Consider the following 20270-nt stretch of genomic DNA (forward strand, 5'->3'; position numbering starts at 1 on the left):
GGTTATAAGAACTCCTCACCACCGCCACCACCAAGCATAATTTCACCTGAATCAGAAAGGCGACGTGCTGTTGATAAAATTTCTTTTTGCGCCGCTTCTACTTCACTAATGCGCACAGGAGCCATAGCCTCTAAATCATCAGCGAGCATTTCAGCAGCACGTTTTGACATGTTACCCAAAATTTTCTCTTTAAGGGCATCGTCGGTCCCTTTAATGGCTTTCATTAATACATCTTGCGGCACTTCACGCAGGATTGCTTGAATGCCTCTGTCGTCTACATCCATTAAGTTTTCGAAGACAAACATTAAGTCTTGAATTTGTTGCGACATTTCTTCGTCATGCTCACGGATTGAATCCATTAACTGCCCTTCAACATTGGTATCGAGGTAGTTCATGATATCTGCCGCAGCTTTTAAGCCACCCATTTTCGCAGCTTGTGCACCCGCTTGACCGGCAAATTGTTTTTCCATAATTTCATTCAATTCTTGCAATGCTGCCGGTTGTACTTCTTCTAAATTAGCAATACGCATGGTTAAATCGAGGCGCACTTTTTCAGGAAATTGCGCTAAAATTTCAGCCGACTGTTCAGGCTCTAGGTAAGAGAGAACAATTGTTTGAATTTGCGGATGCTCATTACGAATAATGTTAGCCACCTGTTTAGAATCCATCCATTTTAATGAATCAAGGCCTTTAGCGCCTGAGCCCATCACTATTTGGTCTATCAAGCTGGCGGCTTTATCTTCACCTAATGCGGCTGTAAGTGCTTTTTTGATGAAGTCTTCAGATTGAAAACCAATCGTACTAAAGCTTTGAATTTGTTCAATAAACAAATTATGAACCGCGCTAATTTTAGCTTGCGACAAATCATCGATTGCCGCCATAGCCATACCGACCTTTTGCACTTGTTTTGGCTCTAAGTGCTTGAGGATTTGCGCTGCATCTTCTTCAGTTAAGCTCAGCAATAATATTGCGGCTTTATCTACACCATCAAGTTTATCAACATCAAACGCTTGAGGTAGTTGTTTTTGTTCTTGATCAGTCATCTTCTGTTAACCACGCTTTCACTACTTGTGATGATAGTTCTGGTTCATTGGCTACAAGGGCACGAACCGCTTTGAGTAAGTCTTCGTCGCCGTGTAGGTCTGGTAAGCGTAGTGTACCATCGCTTGAGAAGCCAACAGAAGCAGAATCAAAGTCATTATTTAGCATATCTAATGTGCTGTCACCAAGATCAACACCTGAACTAAGAGAATCTTCATCGTATTCTTCAAGTGTATTATCTGGGTAAATTAAGCGCTTAAGCATAGGTTTAACGACAGCTAAAATCAGTACAATAATAACCAGTGCACCTAATACTAAGCGCATCATTTTCATAAACCAATCTTGTTCCCATAAAGGCAACTCAAAATCAAGCGCTGAGTCTTCACGAACAAATGGTACGGTCACTACTTCAAGTGCATCGCCACGTTGCATATCAAAGCCTACGCCACCTTGTAACAAGCGACGAATATTTGACAGGGCTTCAACCGAGCGTGGCGTCATAGTTGTTTCACCATTTTCACCCACCGTAGGCAGGTAATCAACCGCAACAGAGACGCTTATTCTGCGGATCACTCCAGTTTGCTGACGCTTATGTGAAATAGTGGTATCGAGTTCATAGTTACGAGTGGCTTCTTTGTGAGTTCTACTCGGTGAGGTTGCAGTGCCTGCACCGCCCGCCATCGCATCTTCAGGAATAGTTGAGTTAACTGGTGGCTGATTAGTAAGCGCGCCTGGAATACCAACCGCTAGGCCACCAATATTATTTTCTTCAAAGGTCGTTTCACTTCTTACCGCAGGTAAATCTGGGTTGTAACGTTTTTGTGTTTCTTCTACCGCACTAAAGTCCATACTTAAATCTACTTGTGCGGTGTAATTACCTAATCCAACCACGGGAATCAAAATACTGTCGATTTTTTCTAGGTATTCTTGCTCACGTTTACGTTCTATATCGTATTCTTTACGCGAGCGTGCAGCTAAAGAGGTTTGCGAGCCTGAATTTAATAAACGACCATTTTGATCGGTCACAGTAACGCGCGAAGGCTCAAGCCCTTGTACCGCTGAAGCTATCATATCAACAACCGAGTCAACTTCTTCGCCATCTAGAGAGCGACCGCGTTTAAGAGTAAGTACAACAGTTGCAGAGGGTTTTTTCTCTCTACGGGCAAACACATTTTCTTTGGGAATCGCTAACAATACTTTGGCGCGAGTAACATTATTTAGCTCTTCTATAGTACGGGCAAGTTGTTGCTCACGACCATGTTTAAGGCGCTCACGCTCTAAACGTTGGCTTACCCCAAACCCCATGTCTTGCATAATAATGTCGCTACCTGATGTAGGCCCTTGATCTAAACCTTCACGGGTCATCAATAACTTGATATTTTGATATTCAGTTTCATCCACCGAGACCACATTGCCATCAAGTTGGTAGTCAATTTTTTGTGCATCTAAAAAGTCGAGTGTTTCTATTAACTCTTCAGTTTGCATTTTACCTAAAGGGCGCATATCTGGCTGACGAGCCCAAATAATAACGAAAATAGCAATGGCTAAACAAATAGCTAATGCAACAATCAGGGTAATTTGACGTAAAACATCAACACCGCCAAGGGCACTGAAATAGCCTGATTTTTGCTCTTGTTGATCTTCGTTTTCACTTTGCTCCATCATGCCATCAGCAAGTGCCAGATCTGTAGATTGATTAGATTGCGCCACAATAATTCTCCACTACCTAGTTAAACAGGCATGTTCATAATTTCTTTATAAGACTCAACAAGCTTATTACGAACCTGTACCGTAGCTTCAAATGCCACAGAAGACTTTTGCGAAGCAATCATAGCCTCGGCAAGTGATACGCTTCTGTCGCCATTCTCTACCGCTTTTACTTTTTGCCCTGTGTCTTGCTGAAGTTCATGCACTGTATTAAGGGCATTACTCAACATGTCACCAAACTGTGCTGTAGAGGTTGATTGCACTTGCGTTGGCAAGTTATTAACTTGATTACTACGTGTGGCCTCCGCAGCCATTGATTGCATTTCTTGAAATAAAGCACTGTTTTGAATTTTCATAATTGTCTCTGATAATGCAGTAAACTCTTAAAGAGAATGAAGCACAAAACATGCCAAAAATTAAAACCAATTAAAACAACGCTTTAAGTAAAATAATTAAGCAGTCAGAGTTTTGACAGCCCTAAATTCAAGTGATTGAACTTAGGGCTTATGGGGGTTATGCTGGGAGGGAAATACCTAAATCACGCATTTGTGCTAATTTGTAGCGTAAAGTACGCGGGCTAATACCTAAGGTTTCGGCGACCTCTTTACGTTTTCCTTGGCAGCGTGCCAAGGTTTCTAAAATAATACGATGTTCTTTATCTTTAAGCTCATCTTTGTAACTACCAGTATCGACGGCTAACAAATCATTTTTTTGCTCATCTGCAGGCGCTGCTTTTTCATCATAATAAGCGTTACTGAGACTACTTTTTACAGGCTCAATGTCAGCTTTAGTTTCTGCCACAAAATGCGTTGGGGCTAGATTTTCGATAAAAATAGCATGCTCATCAATACTATTTCCACTGCGTAAAATTAATGCTCGCTGGATAACGTTATCTAGTTCGCGTACGTTACCGGGCCAGCTATGGCTAAGCAGTTTTTGCTCTGCACTGCTATCTAAATACGCCATTGGCTCTTTGCTTTTACTTAAGTGACGTTCAATCAAATGTTTAGCCAACACAATAATGTCCCCTGGGCGCTCACACAGTGGTCGCCATAGCAGTGGGAAAACATTGAGTCGATAGTATAAATCTTCGCGGAACTGGTTTTCAGCAACCGCTTCTTTTAACTCTCGGTTACTTGTGGCAAGCACACGTACATCCAGTGCAATGGTTTTACGACCACCTAAACGCTCAACTTCACGCTCTTGTAGTACACGTAACAGCTTGGCTTGCAGGCCTAAATCCATTTCGGTGATTTCATCAAGTAAAATAGTACCGCCCTGTGCTTGTTCAAACTTACCAGGGCAAGCTTGAATAGCACCGGTAAACGCGCCTTTCTCATAACCAAATAAAGTGGCTTCGAGCATATTTTCAGGAATAGCAGCACAGTTAATCGCAACAAACGGTTCATTACAGCGTTTTGATTTGTCATGAATATAACGCGCCAGTACTTCTTTACCAGAGCCACTTGGCCCAAGCACCATCACACTGGCATCTGAACGAGCAACTTTATTAGCAAGTTCGAGTAATTGAATACTACTAGGGTCGGCGACAATGGGCCCGTCTGTTTCTTTTTCTTTTTCTGGTAAGTAACGACTCACCATATTCAATAGCACTTCTGGTGCAAATGGCTTAGCCATATAATCAATCGCGCCTAAACGCATAGCCTCTACAGCATCATCAATAGTGGCGTAGGCCGTCATCATTAGTACGGGTAAATCAGGGTAATTTAATTTAATACTACGTAACAAATCCAAGCCGCTCATTGCGCCCATTTGTACATCACTGACCACCAATGAAAATACTTCTTTTTTTAGTAGCACCATGGCTTGCTCGGCACTATTGGCCGCCATACAGGCTATACCTGACATTTCAAGCGTATCAATTAATGCTTCACGAAGTCCGGCGTCATCTTCTACAACTAAAATAGTGTTACTCATTGTGACTCCCCTAATTTAGATGTGACACTAATAGGTAGCAACATACTAAAAATTGCTCCCCCTTGTGGGTTGTTGTTTGCTTCAACACGTCCCTGGTGTGCACTGGCCACTGAACTTACAACGGCAAGTCCTAAACCAGTACCTTGGCTTTTGGTGGTATAAAAGGGTTCAAATATTTTTTCAGTTTGTGCTAAATCAAGCCCAGGGCCATTATCACTAACACTAATGCGGACATAATCAGGGTCTTGCATATCACGCAAAGCACTAAGATGTACTTGTGCACCACTGCCAATAACTTGAATACTATTATGAATTAGGTTTTGAATTGCGCTTGCCAATGCTGTTTTGTTACCCATAATTTCAATATCAGGCTCAGGTAAGCTCACATTTAATTCGCTATCATTGAGCGCTACCATAGCATCGGCACCGGCTTTAACTTCACTTAGTAGCTGTTGCATCGACACTTGCTCAACAACTTGTTGATCACCACTTTTAGCAAATAACAGCATGTCGTTTACTTGGGTTTCTAAATCTTTTAAACGTGACATTAATTTAGTATGAAAACTGCCGCGAGACGCTTCGGGTAAGCGTTTTGAGCCTAAATTTGCGGCATACAACATAGCCGCTGATAACGGTGTGCGTACTTGATGAGCCAAAGACGCAACCATTTTACCTAAGGCACTTAAACGCTGCATATGCGCGACTCGCTTTTGTAAGCGTCGGGTTTCGGTTAAATCGGTCATTAGTATAAGTTGCCCAGGCTCAGGCGCGAGTGCAGTAATATCGAGCTTTATTAAGCGTCCATCTTTTAACGACACTTCATGACCATCATCTTGATGAGGACGAAATGAGCGCTGAATAACGCTAAACCACTTCTCTCCTTCTAATGGCTCGCCGAGCATATCGATAGCTATTTGGTTTGCCTTAGCGATCATTCCTTTACCATCAAGTACAATCACGCCCGCAGGCATGGTATCAACCAGATGAGAGAGCCAACTTGCTTGTTGACGCAAATCACTCAACTCACCAACATACTCCTCTTGCAGTAAACATGGGTTATACTGATTAGCAGAAATAAACTGAGGTTTTAGCACACTTGCAAGGGCCATAATCAACTCTCTAAAATAATGTAGATACACTGGCTAATGCACAATATGTACCAAAGTTATTTCATAATAATATCAATAATTTAAACAGTTAAAATACGTGCCGTAAAAATGACGCGCTAAGGAATAAGCATGAAAGAAGAAGCTCAGTATCGCTGTCCATGGTTAGATACTTCAAAACCAGACTACGTGGATTATCATGACCATGAATGGGGCGTACCTGTGTATGACGATCACCTACTTTTTGAGTTTTTAACGTTAGAATCGGCACAAGCAGGGTTAAGTTGGTACACCATATTAAAAAAGCGCGCTAATTATAAAAACGCCTTTGCAAACTTTGATGTAAATAAAGTAGCGGCCTTTACTGAGCAGGACCTAGAAACATTAATGCAAAATGAGGGAATTGTTCGCAACCGCTTAAAAATAGCCGCAACAATTAATAATGCAAAGTGCTTCATTGCTATTCAAAAAGAGTTTGGCAGCTTTAGTGATTACCAGTGGCGGTTTGTTGGTAATAAACCTCAGGTAAACGATTTAGAGACGCTTGCGGATTACCCTGCAGTTACTGAAGCATCAACGTTATTTGCAAAAGATTTAAAAAAGCGCGGTTTTAAGTTTTTAGGCCCAACCACAGTGTATGCCTACATGCAGGCCTGTGGAATGGTTAACGATCATAGTAATAATTGCTTTAGAAAAGAAGAAGTTAAAAAGCTAGGCTAGGTGGGGGTTACGGGTTACGAGACGCGGGGTAAACCCGCTGACAAGTATAGCGCCGAGTTTGCATTAAACGCGGTGTTTATTTTTTCTAACCTAACACCTAGCGCCTAGTACCTAGCACATGCACTTAGCTCTCAATCTCTAGAAAGGTTATATTTTTTCATTTTTTCGACCAGTGTGGTTCGTCTTACGCCAAGCACTTCAGCAGCACGGGCAACAACGTAATCAAAGCGCTCTAATGCCTGGGTGATTAAGTTAATTTCAAGCTCAGCTAAGTACTCTTTGAGCTCAATACCTTCATCGGGCAATAAACCAGGTGCGGCCTGAACAAAATCATCTTCTAGATCTATTTCATCTTCGCTAAATCCGCCACTAAAAATATCATTAAAGGCATCACGCTCCATCAGCTCTTCTGGGTACTGTGGCTCATAGGCTTCAACTTCAATGTAGCGGTATTTATTGGGTAAATCAGGAACATCAACCACCTTGTCTGGGAACATAATAACCATACGCTCAACTAAGTTAGCGAGCTCACGAATATTACCCGGCCAAGAATGTTCTTTTAAACTATCAATAGCACGCTCTGTAAACTTAGCCGTAGTACCGCTTTGTTCATTTACACGGCGCATAAGCTCTTTAAGTAGTAATGGTATGTCTTCTGCGCGTTGAGCAAGAGATGGGCTCTCAATAGGAAAAACATTTAAACGATAGTATAAATCCTCTCTAAATGAGCCTTTTTCTATCATGCTTTCAAGGTCACGGTGGGTTGCAGCAATCACACGCACATCAGCTTGGATCGCTTTGGTACCACCAACGCGCTCATAGCTACGCTCTTGAAGCACTCGCAGTAACTTAACTTGCATTTGCAGTGGCATATCCCCTATTTCATCTAAAAATAGCGTGCCACCTTGCGCTAACTCAAAACGGCCTTTTCGTGCTGAAATAGCCCCAGTAAACGCGCCTTTTTCATGACCAAATAGTTCACTTTCTAGTAGCTCTGCAGGAATTGCCCCACAGTTTACTGGTACAAATGGGCCTTTGTTACGCTTAGAAAGCAAATGTACGTTACGGGCAACTACTTCTTTACCTGTGCCCGATTCACCTAAAATAAGTACGTTAGCATCGGTTTTAGCAACCTGCGTAATTAAAAAGCGTAAATCTTTTACCGCTTTGGTTTCACCAACAAGACCATCAAAGGTGCTTTTCTCTTTATTATTTTTATGTTCATGCGGCAACATGCGCTGATATTGCTGACAGTCGTGTAACAGCTGTGTGGTTATTTCATGAGTAAATGGCTCACATATCAACCCCACAACATTAGCCAAACTCAACAAAGGTTTAAGCGTTTCACCAATGAGTAAAAAAGGAAATGTTGGGTATCGTTTAATTAAACTTTCGTGATCTAAAGACTGCAAAGCACCTAACACCACAATACATTCTTTGTTTTGATAGTGGCTGCATGCCTGTTCAAAGTCAGCTTCTGTTTGCAACTGTACAGCCTCACCAATAAAAGTAAGCGATGCGTATAATCCAATAGAGCGATTGTTATTATTATCTAAAATTAAGATCATCTTTAGCGAGCCATTTATTTCACTAATTTGTTTTATTAATCAAATTGTAAGCCAGTTGGGTTTGGATGCAAGCAATAGCGGCGATTTTTTGACATTAACGCCAAAAAACAGACACTGGCCGCACAAAGTTAATACTTTATAGCTATTAATTGCCTGGGTAGTTTTAGTGATATACATACTTAGGATGAATTAAACGACATATAATGCGATTTTCAATGATACGATTCCACACAGAAGAAACACATAAAAACTGCTATTATTACTTAAAGGTGTGACTGTTTTTGCCGATAAAGTAATAGTCAAACTTATGTTGGAACTAAACTTGCTTAGAGTTCTGAACATGTTATTAAAATTTGAGGAATTACCTATGGCTCATGCATCAATCAATAAATACCGTCAAATAACAGTTAGCAGTGTTAAAGAAATGACGCCTTACGACCAAGTTAAACTCGTGTTTGTGAATATTGTTGGCAAGCTCTCTGCTGCAAAAGGATTTATTGAACGTAAAGAGTTAGAAAAAAAAGGCAACGCAATCTCTGATTGTATTGTGCTACTTGGTGCGTTGCAGCAGGTATTAAATTTTGAACACAATAATGAAGTATCAACTAACTTAGACTCTTTGTATGACTACTGCCAGCGCTGCTTATTAACTGCAAACCTTGAAAACAATATAGATAAAATCGATGAAGTAATTACCTTGATTAAAGAGATTAAATCAGGTTGGGAAGCAATTCCATTCGAGCAAAGAGAACCACAACTATAATGGCTTTAAAGCAAATAACGAGTTCACAAGTTACAGATAGTGAAACTCGCAAATATTGTAATGAGCTAGTGAGTTTGATTAATGACTCAGAGGATTGGGATATTGAGCAAGCGCTGAGTATTCATAATAAGCTTGATACATATATAAGTGAATCACTTACAAGAGAAAAAGCTTTTTACTCTGCGACTGAACTTGAGTTTTTAATTAACCTAATAGAACAGCTATCTGCTAAAATGGATGCTCAAAAACAACTATTAGCGGTTAAAATAGTTGGTAATCAAAAAAATAAAAAAGCTGTAAATAAGTATAAATCTAACTTTTAAAATAGATTTGGCAATATTAGGCTGGTTAGCTGTGGAGAGAATCTCATGTTTGATGGAAAGGTAGTTTTAATAACAGGTGGAACAGGGTCGTTCGGTAAAAAGTATGTAAAAACACTATTAGAGCGGTACAGTCCAAAAAAAATTATTATCTTTTCTCGTGACGAGTTAAAACAGTTTGAGATGCAGCAAGATTTTGATCAGCCTTGCATGCGCTACTTTATTGGTGATGTTCGAGATAAAGAACGACTAAATCGCGCAATGCGTGGCGTTGATTATGTCATCCATGCTGCAGCCCTTAAGCAGGTACCTGCCGCAGAGTACAACCCAATGGAATGCATCAAAACTAATATTAATGGGGCAGAAAACGTCATTAATGCAGCACTTGATAACAATGTTGAAAAAGTCATTGCCCTCTCGACAGATAAAGCAGCTAACCCTATTAATTTGTATGGTGCCACTAAATTAGCCTCGGATAAATTATTTGTAGCGGCAAACAATATTGCAGGCGGCCATAAAACGACTTTTTCAGTAGTGCGTTATGGGAATGTAGTATGTTCGCGAGGGTCAGTTGTGCCTATTTTCCAAAAATTCATTAATGAAGGCCGTGATCACATCCCTATCACTCATGACGAAATGACTCGTTTTTGGATAAGCCTTCAACAAGGTGTTGATTTTGTTTTAACAAATTTCGCGCGCATGTTGGGCGGTGAAATTTTCGTACCTAAAATCCCATCAATTCGAATTGCTGATTTAGCAAAAGCAATGGCTCCTGAATTACCTATTAAAATTATTGGTATTCGCCCAGGAGAGAAACTTCATGAAGTTATGTGCCCTGCCGATCTGTGTTTTGAAACCTATGAATATAACGATCATTTTGTAATTGCACCAGGCATCAAATTTAGCAGTCGTAGTAATGACTTTACAGTTAATGCACTTAATGAAAAGGGAAAAAAAGTTCAGCAAGGCTTTGAATATAACTCTTTGAACAACCCACATTACATGACGATTGAAGAAATTGAAGCCTTCAATATTGAAGCCTTAATTTAAAAGTAATGACTCCATGATCCCATACGGCAAACAAGCTATCTCTCAACAAGACATCGACGCAGTAGTTGATGTCTTAAAATCTGATTGGTTAACGCAAGGCCCAAAAGTACCCGCTTTTGAGCAAGCCATCGCAAATTATTGTGGCAGCACCTATGCATGTGCAACAAACAGTGCCACATCAGCATTGCACGTTGCATGTTTAGCGTTAAATGTGGGGAAAGATGACATCGTGTGGACCTCCCCTATTTCGTTCGTTGCTTCCGCAAATTGTGCACTGTACTGTGGTGCTCAAATAGACTTTGTGGATATTGATGTAGCAACAGGGAATATGTGCACTGATGAGTTAGAAAAAAAACTTATTATTGCTAAAGAAAATAATCGTTTACCAAAGGTAGTCATCCCAGTTCACCTGGCAGGTCAATCATGTGATATGCAGGCTATATATCAACTTGCAGTTGAATATGGCTTTAAGATTATTGAAGATGCTTCACATTCTATTGGTGCAAAATATTTAGGTAAGCCTGTGGGCAGCTGTGAGTTTTCAGATATTTGCGTATTTAGCTTTCATCCAGTCAAAATAATCACCTCAGCTGAAGGTGGAATGGCGGTAACAAACAACAAACGACTTGCTAATAAAATGGTGCGTTTACGTAGTCACGGGATTACATCCGATCAGAGTGAAATGACAGAGCCAAGTCATGGCCCTTGGTACTATCAGCAAGTTGAACTCGGCTTTAATTATAGAATGACTGAGTTACAAGCTGCACTAGGCCTTAGCCAGCTCTCAAAGCTTGATGAATTTGTTGCAAAACGCAACCAGCTAGCTAAAGTATATACTAGCAAGCTAAAAGATATGTCTATCAATCATTTAACTCAATCACACCAAAGCTATTCTAGTTACCATCTATATATTTTAACCTTGTCTGGTGATGCAATTGTAAAACATGATTCTCTTATCTGTAGTTTAAGAGAGCAAGGCATAACGAGTCATTTGCATTACATTCCAATTCATATACAACCTTATTACAAAGAGCTTGGCTTTAAGGCAAATGACTTTCCAAATGCAATGAGATACTACAGCTGCGCTCTCACCATACCTTTGCATCCTGGATTAACTAATTCAGAACAAAACTTCATAATAGAAACATTAGCTAAACAACTATGAAAATCGCTTTAGGAACCGCCCAATTTGGTTTGAATTATGGTATTAGTAACACCCTTGGGCAGGTAAAAAAAAATGAGATCAAACGAATACTTAGTGCTGCGCTAGACGCTGGCATTACAGTGGTTGATACGGCATCAGCTTATGGAATTAGCGAGAGTAATATTGGCCAATCGGGTTTAAGCCAAGCTTTATCTATCGTTACTAAAGTATCAAGTGAAAATATTCACGCGCAGGTAGAAAAAAGCTTAAAAAATCTGAACTGTGACTCAATTGATGCAGTGTTATTTCATAATTGTGAGTTGCTTTTAAGCAGCTCAGGGGAAGACTATTTTTCGCAGCTAGAGCAGTTAAAAACCAAAGGCATAGTTAAGCGAATAGGTGTTTCTGTTTATAATCCTAAAGAACTTGAATTACTTAGTGAAAGGTTTAATTTAGATCTGATTCAAGCTCCTGTTAATTGGTTAGATCAACGTTTTATACAACCTGAAATTATCGATAAGCTAATAGAAAAAAATATAAAGCTTCACGCTCGCTCGATATTTTTACAAGGGCTTTTATTAGAGCCAATGATTCAAAATAACGCTTATTTTTCACAGTTTAATAATGAGTTTTCTCAGTATAATCGTGTTATTAATGAATTAGGCTGCAATCGGCTAACTTTCGCATTAGCAATTATTGCGCAAAAAGCCCCTCATATCGAAAATGCAATTATAGGATGTTGCTCACAAGAACAGTTAACACAATTAATAGACAGCTACTGCGCCGCAAAAAAGCTTACACTCCCCTCGGATGACGTTTTAGCCTCTTTAGCTTCAAGTAATTTAGCATTAATCAATCCATCGCAATGGCTTGGTTAATTAAGCGCTAGGATTAAAAATATGATAAATGCTTTCATGCAAGCTAGGACAGGATCAACACGCTTACCTAATAAAGTTTTAAAGAACCTCCAAGGTTTACCTATGTTTATTCAACAAGCTAAGCGTGTACAACGAGCAAAATTAGTAGACAACCTAGTTATTGTCACAAGTACTGATGAAAGTGACGACATTATTGAACAGTTATGCAATGAGAATAATTTATTATGCTTTAGAGGAAGTTTAAGCAATGTTCTCAGCCGGTACTTTCATGCTGAACTCAATTACCCTTGTGATGCTATCGTTAGAATAACAGCTGACTGCCCAGTGATTGACCCTGAGCTCATGGACTATGTCATTAATAGTCATTTAAAAAACAAAAATGATTATACTTCAAACTGCTTAGTAGCCACATACCCTGATGGTCTCGATATTGAAGTGATCAGTAAAAAGGCCTTACATAACGCTTATAAATATGCAGAAAAGCCTTCTGAGCTAGAACACGTAACACCTTATATAACAAGTCACCCTGATAAGTATAAGTTACAGAATATCCAAAGTGAGCAAGACCTCTCTGCCTATAGATGGACTGTTGACGAACCCAATGACTTTGAGTTGATTTCATCAATATATGAAAATTTATATGTAAAAAAGCCTAATTTTAATTATCAAGATATACTGGAATTGTTATCGCATAAACCAGAGCTGAACTTATTAAACTCCCAAATTGCTCGAAATGAGGGAATGGTTAAATCATTAAAACAAGATAAAGAAGAAGGCTATGAATAATTACACTAATTCAGCGGAGTGGCTACATAGAGCTGAAAAAACCATTCCTCTAGGTTCCCAAACTTTTAGTAAGAGTAGAATTGCGTTCCCACAAAATGCAGCACCTTTATTTATTGAACGAGGTTTAGGTTCTAAAGTGTGGGATGCAGATAATAATGAGTATATTGACTTTGTGAATGGCTTACTTTCTGTTTCTTTAGGCTACTGTGATGCTGATGTAAATCAAGCTGTGATAGACCAGCTTAGCTCAGGGATCACTTTCTCCCTTCCTCATAGATTAGAAATGGAAGTCGCCGAAGAACTCACAAAGCTAATACCTTGCGCTGAAATGGTGCGTTTTGGTAAAAATGGCAGTGACGCAACATCTGCTGCTATTCGACTAGCAAGAGCTTATACAAAAAGAGAGCATGTTGCAGTCTGTGGTTATCATGGTTGGCAAGATTGGTATATTGGCTCAACAACCAGAAATTTAGGTGTTCCCGAGTGTGTTAGAGCGCTTACCCATACGTTTACATACAATGACCTTAGCTCATTAGAAAGGCTCTTTACTGAATACCCTGAACAGCTTGCTGCTGTAATTATGGAGCCAATGAATATAGCCTTTCCAGAAGCTGGATTTCTTGAAGGAGTACAAGCACTTTGTAAAAAACATGGCTCTGTACTAATTTTTGACGAAACAATTACCGGTTTTCGGTTTGATCTACATGGTGCTCAAGGCTTATTTAATATTACACCTGACCTAGCAACCTTTGGCAAAGGCATGGCAAACGGATTCCCTATTTCAGCTATTGTTGGAAAGAAAGAAATAATGTCATTGATGGAAGATATTTTCTTCTCCGGCACCTTTGCGGGCGAAACCATGTCTTTAGTTGCTACAAAAACAACATTAAAAAAAATGCAGCAAGAAAGAGTACTGACACATATTCACACTTTAGGTGAAAAATTAATTTGTGAGCTTAATAAATTAATAGACAAACACGATGTAAAAGATTGGCTGAGCACTGCAGGTCATCCGTCATGGTCTTTTATTATTATTAAAGACACTCAAAAATATTCCTCATTAGAGCTAAAATCTTTATTTATTCAAGAGATGTGCACTAGAGGTATTTTAATTGGTGGTAGTCATAACCTTAGCTTTGCCCATACACATGATGATATAGAGAAATTACTTAATGCATACGATGAAGTTATTTTTATTTTAAAAAATACAATAAAAACGCAAAATTTGTATGATATTTTTAAAGGTAAACTATTAGAGCCCGTTTTTAAGGTGAGATAATGCAATTAGCCATAAGAACAGATGCCAACGAATTAATCGGTGCCGGCCATTTGATGCGCTGTTTAGAGTTAGCAAACACTTTAGCCGAAAAAAATATAAAAATTAGATTCATTGTAAAAGAGTCTGCTTTAGCGAAATCTTTACTAAAGAGCCAGTTAGTTAGTTATTTAAAATTATCTACAGCAAATAATGGACTTGAAGAAACCAACCAAATACTTGAAAAATACAATATCAAAAGTATTTTAATTGACCATTATGAAATAGATATTCAATGGGAGCAACAATTAATAGCTGATTATATAGTTATAATCGATGATCTAGCTGATAGAGCACATCTCTGTAATTTACTAATTGATACGGCATCAGAGTCTAGGCTAAGCGCTTATAAAAAGCTTGTGCCTAAGCAATGCAAACTTCTACTGGGTCCTAAATATGGAATTATCAGAGATGAATTCATTCGAAAATTAAACGATGAGCACTTAGCCTATGACATATTTATATGTTTTGGCGCCTCAGATCCTCAAAACAATAGCTTTGCTTCGTTATATGAACTTGATGTAAGGCAATACAAGGGTAAAATTTGTTTAACTACAGGTTTGGGTTATGCACACGGAAAAACGCTAAAAAGCCTCATTGAAAATACAAATTTAAACATAACTTGGCATCAAGCACCTCCAAACTTAGCTGACTTAATGTATCAATCAAAAGTAATCATTACAGCTCCTGGTTCAATGCTCTTCGAAGCTGCATCAATGGGAAAATCCATTATAATGATAAAAACAGCAGAAAATCAAAATGGTAACATTGAGTTATTTGAATTAAGTGAAGCAGCTATTTTATCAACCGTCTCCAACATATATAGCTGTATTCAAATAATTGAAGATAAAAGTAAAATATTAGCATTAAAAGCAAAAGCTATTAGTGATGGCAAAGGAAAATATAGAATTGCTCATTGTATCCATCAAAATTCATCGTTGATATAAGTGAAAATTGACTCTCTTACATATTTAAATGAGAACTATATAAATGCAACAAAACCCTAATCTCATATCTAAAGTACAACTAAAAAAAGCCACTTATTCCGATAAAAAAAATGTCTTTGAGTGGCAAACAAGTAGTGGTGTTCGTAAATACTTTAAGCAAACTGCAATTCCAACATGGCCAGAGCATTGCAAATGGTTCGAAGATACACTAAAAAGAGCCGATAGGACCCTATATATAATTAATCATGATGGAAATGATATTGGCACTCTTCGTTTAGATGAAATTGAATTAAATAAATATGAAGTTTCGATTCTGATCTCGCCCCAAGCTCAGGGAAAAGGTATTGGAGTTGCAGCTTTGAATAATATAACCGAACTAAAGAAACATGGAACGATTATTGCTGAGATTAGACCTGATAATTTAGCATCTATCACTGCTTTTACAAAAGCAGGTTTTACAGCTTTAACACCATCTTTATATAGTTTAAGAATAGAGAGCTGAAGAGCTCTCGAATTAAAAATAGCTATAGGCTTTATTATGAGAATTTTAATGAGTGCTGCGGCATCTGCTGCAGCTATATCTATTATTAAGCACTTGCAAACCTTAGGTCACAAAGTGATAGGTATTGACGCAAATGAGAATAGCAAAAGTATTGCAATGCACTTCTGTGATGACTTCTACTTATCGCCTTTATGCAGTAGCTCTGAGTTTATTCCATTTATCAACCAACTTGATGATAAGTTTGACTTATATATTCCATTTATTGATGAAGAACTTATTATTCTTTCTCAAAGTTCAGACTTATCAAAAAGTATCTCAAAGAAGATATTAATTAATAGCAAGTCAACAATAAGCATCTGTACAAGTAAGGTTAATTTTCAACTATTCTGCGAAGAAAATAACTTGCCCGTAGCCCCAACATCAACATCTGCCCCCGCGATATTTAAGCCAGAGTATGGTAGAGGTGGGAAGGGAATTTATATTATTGAAGACGATGAATTATTTCCTTTTTTTAAAAATAAAAAAGGCGTAATACAAACCTTATTAAAGGGCACAGAATATACCGTCGACGTGCTTGTAGATTCCGAGGGTGATTGGGTTTTTGGGTTAGCGAGAAAGCGCCTTGAAGCAGTTGGGGTGTCGAGAGTCGGTGAAATAAATCAACACCCTTTAGTGCTTACATTAGCTAAAAAATGTGTTGAAAAGATTCGCTTTAATGGCCCCATAAATATACAAATAATGTTAGATGAAGATAGAGAGAACGCACATATCATTGAAATCAATCCTAGACTTTCAGGTAGTTTAATTTTTTCAATAAACTCAGGGTTCGACATTATCGATTTGAGCATAAAAAGCTGGTTGTCGCTGCCATATCAAATACCACTAGAAGAAAATATTTCTGATAACCGTTTAATAAGATATTGGCAAGAACATATATGCTGATAAAAAAATTGGCGCATCAGTTAAGCAAATATGATGATATTATTTTCGATCTAGACAATACACTATTTGATCAAAGTGATTATGACATTGGAGCGTTTAAAGAGATTGAAAAAATACTTTCCGAAATAACCCAACTTCCCCTCAAAGGCCTAGCTATATTCCTCCATACTCATAAGCTAAAAATGGGAGTACTTTATCCGTACCTATTTAATGATGCGATAGCAGCCTATGAATTACCAAACCATTACCTAAGCATAATGCTAAATACCTACTATAAACATGATGGAAAGTACATAAGCAAAAAAGCAAGCTTAATCCCAACTTTGTTTGAGATACTTGATGAAAAAAGGTTATTTGTCGTTACCAATGGCCAAAAAAATGTTCAGCAAACTAAAATAGATAGGCTGCAGTTAAATAATTATGTTTGCGATATAGTGTTATGCGATCCTAAATCACCTGAGCGTTTAAAACCAAACAGATATGCTTTTGATTTATTAAATAAACGCCATAAACTTAATTCTGTTGTAATGGTTGGAGATACAACAGAAACAGACGGACTTTTCGCAAAAAATGCTAAAATTCCTTTTATTCATTTTAGTTACAAAGATTATCTACATGAAAATACTAAATAAAGAAATTTCAGCAAACAGTAAGCCATTCATTATTGCCGAAATGTCTAACAACCACTTAAGAAATAAAGAGCTTGCTTTAAAAATGATTGAAGTCGCATCTGAGTGCGGCGTTGATGCAATAAAAATACAGACATATACAGCTGACTCTCTAACTATTGACTGCGATAGGGATGACTTCATTATCAAAAGTCCGCCTTGGAAAGGTCAAAGCTATTATAAATTATATGAAGAAATCTCAATGCCTTTAGATTGGACAGAGTCACTTTTTCAAAAAGCAAAAGAGCATAATATTATTTTATTTAGCTCTCCATTTGATGAAGTTTCAGTCTCGATATTAGAAAAATTTGACTGCCCTCTTTACAAAGTTGCCTCCTTTGAGGTGCAAGATTTTAAATTATTAAAAGCGATAGCAAAGACTGGAAAACCTGTAATTTTATCAAGCGGTATATCTAGCTTTGAAGAAATAAAAGAAAGTGTTGAGTATTTGAAAAAATATGGCAGTAGCCAAATAGCCGTTTTGCACTGTACAAGTTCATACCCAGCATCGTTTGAGCAGATGAATTTAAATGCTCTTAACGAATTAAAAAGGCTAAACATAATTACTGGCTTATCTGATCACAGTCTTTCAAATATCCCAGCGATTACATCTATTGCTATGGGTGGAAGGATAATAGAAAAGCATTTTATTCTAGATCGTAAACTAGGCGGACCTGATGCAACATTTTCAATAGAGCCAGATGAATTAAAGTCTTTAGTAATTTCATGCCACAACACATGGAAGGCATTGGGTAGCGCCGAAATACTGGCTAAAGGTTCTAGATTAGGTAAAGAACATGGGCGTTCAATCTACGTTGTAAAGGATGTTAAGGAAGGGGATACTGTAAACTCAGAAAACATTAGAGTAATACGCCCAGGTTTTGGCTTACCCCCTAATAATTATGATTTAGTTATCGGACAAAAATTTACATCTGACATCATCCGAGGAACAGCGCTATCAAATAAACATTTAACAATGGAAACTAATAAGTGAAAAAAAATATTTTTGCTATTGTCGCTCATGCTGATGATGAAGCGATTGGATGTGGTGGTACTTTATTAAAACATCAAAAACAAGGTGATCATATATCCATTGTATATATGACAAATGGCGTTTCAGCACGAAAAAACAGCTCTGATACGGATTATGAACAGCGCCTTAGGATGACAAAAAAAGCGGGAGAGTATTTGTCTGCTAAGCAATACTTTTTTAATTTTCCTGATAATAAAATGGACACAGTTGCGATCCTTGATGTAGTCCAAGCAATAGAGTCTGTCACTAAAAAAGAACTACCAGATATTATTTATACACACCATTATGGCGACTTAAATATAGATCATCGTATTGTACATCAAGCAGTCATGACTGCATTTAGACCTATTCCCTTAGTAAAAACCCCAACAATATATTCATTTGAAGTTAACTCAAGTACAGAGTGGAATACGCCAATCAATGCATTTGCATTTTCACCAACGTTTTTTGTCGATATCTCAGAACATATAGCAGAAAAGAAAAAGCTACTCTTAATATATGAAGATGAAATGCGCAAGCCTCCCCACTCTCGTTCTATTGATGCAATTGAGGCATTGGCAAAAGTAAGAGGTAATACCGTCGGTGTTGATTATGCAGAAGCTTTTATGCTCAAAAGAAAAGTTAGTTAAGAAGGAGTAGCTATGAATTGCCCTGTTTGTAATTATAAAAAAAACACTTTATTACTTAAGTTAAATAACTTTCCAATTTACCAACATCCAATGGATGATACGTCAAATATACCTTTGCCACATGTTATTGATATTGAATACTCAATCTGTAGGCAGTGCGCACATGCTTTTCAATTAAACTACAATAAAGATATTCTAGAAGCTATATATAAGCATCATTACTATACACCGTCACCTGAAAATATAGGTGCCTCATTTAGGTATGATTTCATAAAGTTTATTAGTGAAAACAATATCATTGATAAAAAAACGCTAAATGTTCTAGAAATAGGCTGTTCAAGTGGAGAAGTACTAGCAGAACTAAAGACAATTTATTCTAATGTGGACTACCATGGCATTGAGCCAAATGAAGAAACTGCGATAGCAGCTGAAAAAAAAGAGTTGATAGTAGAAAAGGTTTTTTTCACTGAAAAAATTGCCTCTAGCCTATGTTTTAAATCTGACCTTATTTATTCTCGCCATGTAATTGAACACATTTTTGATTTTAAAGATTTTTTCAAAGCCATATCAAAGGTAAGTCATTCAACTTCTACACTCATTTTAGAAACACCTAGTTTAGACTGGTCTATCACACAGCCTTCAACACAAGCTTTTCATGTTGAACATATACATGTTTTCTCAGAGCGTTCATTAGTAACCCTTGCAAATCAATTTGGTTGGTTTAAAGATAAAAGTATTGTAACTGCATCCGGTAATTTAATTATTTCATTCACAAATAAAGAGAAAAAATCTTTACTGCCTTTAGCACCATCGGATAATGGCAAACTAAAACAAAAGATAGATAAAGATATTCAAGCATTACAAAGCTACTGTAAAGATGAAGAGTTTATCTTCTGGGGTGCAGGTTCTGGAGCTGTAACTTTATTGGCTTTAACAGGGTTAAAGCCTCTGTATATTATCGATGGAAATCCAAATAAAACTGGGAAACGCTTTTGTGGTCTCAATTATACGATTAAGTATTCAATCGATACTATTAATGCTCTCATTAATAAAGATTTAGACAAAAAGCTAACAGTCATTATCTCATCTTCATTTCATGATGAAATAAAGCATGAGCTGACCTCATTAGGTTGGCGAGGAAATATCTACGCTCCTTATGCCTTAAAATAAATGCATTAATTAGGCGATCGATAAATTCACATTTTAGGAAACC

Annotated in this window: 21 protein-coding genes; 15 read left to right on the forward strand and 6 right to left on the reverse strand. The window is 37.8% G+C overall.

Going from position 1 to position 20270, the window contains the following annotated elements; translation table 11 throughout:
• Positions 1-2: 2 nt before the first annotated feature.
• From fliG to PISS_RS11415, 5 genes are all read right to left on the reverse strand, one after another.
• Positions 3-1043: a flagellar motor switch protein FliG gene (gene fliG / locus PISS_RS11395; protein ID WP_013465559.1), complete on the reverse strand. Its 1041-nt coding sequence runs from the start codon at positions 1041-1043 to the stop codon at positions 3-5.
• Complete coding sequence (fliF, locus tag PISS_RS11400) at positions 1036-2751, reverse strand: flagellar basal-body MS-ring/collar protein FliF (RefSeq protein WP_008112179.1); 1716 nt, start codon at positions 2749-2751, stop codon at positions 1036-1038. The genes fliG and fliF overlap by 8 nt, the downstream gene beginning before the upstream one ends.
• A gap of 20 nt (positions 2752-2771) precedes the next feature.
• A complete protein-coding gene (gene fliE / locus PISS_RS11405; RefSeq protein WP_016899229.1) occupies positions 2772-3104 on the reverse strand; it encodes a flagellar hook-basal body complex protein FliE in 333 nt (110 codons plus the stop codon).
• Positions 3105-3261: 157 nt separating this feature from the next.
• Complete coding sequence (locus PISS_RS11410; protein ID WP_028833986.1) at positions 3262-4686, reverse strand: sigma-54-dependent transcriptional regulator; 1425 nt, start codon at positions 4684-4686, stop codon at positions 3262-3264.
• The gene (locus PISS_RS11415) at positions 4683-5795 is read right to left on the reverse strand and encodes a sensor histidine kinase (protein ID WP_013465561.1); all 1113 of its coding nucleotides are present in this window, start codon (positions 5793-5795) and stop codon (positions 4683-4685) included. The genes PISS_RS11410 and PISS_RS11415 overlap by 4 nt, the downstream gene beginning before the upstream one ends.
• A 129-nt stretch (positions 5796-5924) precedes the next feature.
• On the opposite strand from PISS_RS11415, the gene PISS_RS11420 reads away from it, so the two are divergent.
• Positions 5925-6512: a DNA-3-methyladenine glycosylase I gene (locus tag PISS_RS11420; protein WP_028833984.1), complete on the forward strand. Its 588-nt coding sequence runs from the start codon at positions 5925-5927 to the stop codon at positions 6510-6512.
• Between the two features lie 131 nt (positions 6513-6643).
• Here the strand turns inward: PISS_RS11420 and PISS_RS11425 are convergent, their stop codons facing one another.
• Entirely contained in the window at positions 6644-8080 is a 1437-nt protein-coding gene (locus PISS_RS11425; protein WP_013465563.1) for a sigma-54 dependent transcriptional regulator, read from the reverse strand.
• Positions 8081-8447: 367 nt separating this feature from the next.
• Here PISS_RS11425 and fliS point away from each other — a divergent pair, with 367 nt between their 5' ends.
• From fliS to PISS_RS11495, 14 genes are read left to right on the forward strand one after another with little or no spacing between them, the layout of a single operon-like run.
• On the forward strand, positions 8448-8843 hold the full coding sequence (gene fliS / locus PISS_RS11430) for a flagellar export chaperone FliS (protein WP_013465564.1): 396 nt from the start codon (positions 8448-8450) through the stop codon (positions 8841-8843).
• Positions 8843-9166, forward strand: a complete 324-nt coding sequence (locus tag PISS_RS11435) for a hypothetical protein (protein WP_013465565.1) — start codon at positions 8843-8845, stop codon at positions 9164-9166. The genes fliS and PISS_RS11435 overlap by 1 nt, the downstream gene beginning before the upstream one ends.
• 45 nt (positions 9167-9211) lie before the next feature.
• Positions 9212-10213, forward strand: a complete 1002-nt coding sequence (pseB, locus tag PISS_RS11440; RefSeq protein ID WP_013465566.1) for a UDP-N-acetylglucosamine 4,6-dehydratase (inverting) — start codon at positions 9212-9214, stop codon at positions 10211-10213.
• 13 nt (positions 10214-10226) lie between these two features.
• Positions 10227-11378: a UDP-4-amino-4,6-dideoxy-N-acetyl-beta-L-altrosamine transaminase gene (gene pseC, locus PISS_RS11445; protein WP_058155100.1), complete on the forward strand. Its 1152-nt coding sequence runs from the start codon at positions 10227-10229 to the stop codon at positions 11376-11378.
• Positions 11375-12235, forward strand: a complete 861-nt coding sequence (locus tag PISS_RS11450; protein ID WP_013465568.1) for an aldo/keto reductase — start codon at positions 11375-11377, stop codon at positions 12233-12235. The genes pseC and PISS_RS11450 overlap by 4 nt, the downstream gene beginning before the upstream one ends.
• A gap of 21 nt (positions 12236-12256) precedes the next feature.
• The gene (locus PISS_RS11455; RefSeq protein WP_058155101.1) at positions 12257-13021 is read left to right on the forward strand and encodes a cytidylyltransferase domain-containing protein; all 765 of its coding nucleotides are present in this window, start codon (positions 12257-12259) and stop codon (positions 13019-13021) included.
• Positions 13014-14300: an aminotransferase class III-fold pyridoxal phosphate-dependent enzyme gene (locus PISS_RS11460; protein WP_058155102.1), complete on the forward strand. Its 1287-nt coding sequence runs from the start codon at positions 13014-13016 to the stop codon at positions 14298-14300. The genes PISS_RS11455 and PISS_RS11460 overlap by 8 nt, the downstream gene beginning before the upstream one ends.
• A complete protein-coding gene (pseG, locus tag PISS_RS11465; protein ID WP_058155104.1) occupies positions 14300-15283 on the forward strand; it encodes a UDP-2,4-diacetamido-2,4,6-trideoxy-beta-L-altropyranose hydrolase in 984 nt (327 codons plus the stop codon). The genes PISS_RS11460 and pseG overlap by 1 nt, the downstream gene beginning before the upstream one ends.
• A 43-nt stretch (positions 15284-15326) precedes the next feature.
• Complete coding sequence (locus PISS_RS11470; protein WP_058155105.1) at positions 15327-15785, forward strand: GNAT family N-acetyltransferase; 459 nt, start codon at positions 15327-15329, stop codon at positions 15783-15785.
• A 36-nt stretch (positions 15786-15821) separates the two neighbouring features.
• On the forward strand, positions 15822-16727 hold the full coding sequence (locus tag PISS_RS11475; RefSeq protein WP_016899223.1) for an ATP-grasp domain-containing protein: 906 nt from the start codon (positions 15822-15824) through the stop codon (positions 16725-16727).
• Positions 16721-17359, forward strand: a complete 639-nt coding sequence (locus PISS_RS11480; RefSeq protein ID WP_058155107.1) for an HAD family hydrolase — start codon at positions 16721-16723, stop codon at positions 17357-17359. Before PISS_RS11475 ends, PISS_RS11480 begins: the two co-directional genes overlap by 7 nt.
• Entirely contained in the window at positions 17343-18389 is a 1047-nt protein-coding gene (pseI, locus tag PISS_RS11485) for a pseudaminic acid synthase (protein WP_058155108.1), read from the forward strand. The genes PISS_RS11480 and pseI overlap by 17 nt, the downstream gene beginning before the upstream one ends.
• Positions 18386-19057, forward strand: a complete 672-nt coding sequence (locus tag PISS_RS11490; protein WP_013465577.1) for a PIG-L deacetylase family protein — start codon at positions 18386-18388, stop codon at positions 19055-19057. The genes pseI and PISS_RS11490 overlap by 4 nt, the downstream gene beginning before the upstream one ends.
• A 12-nt stretch (positions 19058-19069) precedes the next feature.
• Positions 19070-20227: a class I SAM-dependent methyltransferase gene (locus PISS_RS11495; RefSeq protein ID WP_013465578.1), complete on the forward strand. Its 1158-nt coding sequence runs from the start codon at positions 19070-19072 to the stop codon at positions 20225-20227.
• Positions 20228-20270: the final 43 nt, after the last annotated feature.

Source organism: Pseudoalteromonas issachenkonii, assembly GCF_002310795.1.
GTDB classification, from domain to species: Bacteria; Pseudomonadota; Gammaproteobacteria; order Enterobacterales; family Alteromonadaceae; genus Pseudoalteromonas; species Pseudoalteromonas tetraodonis.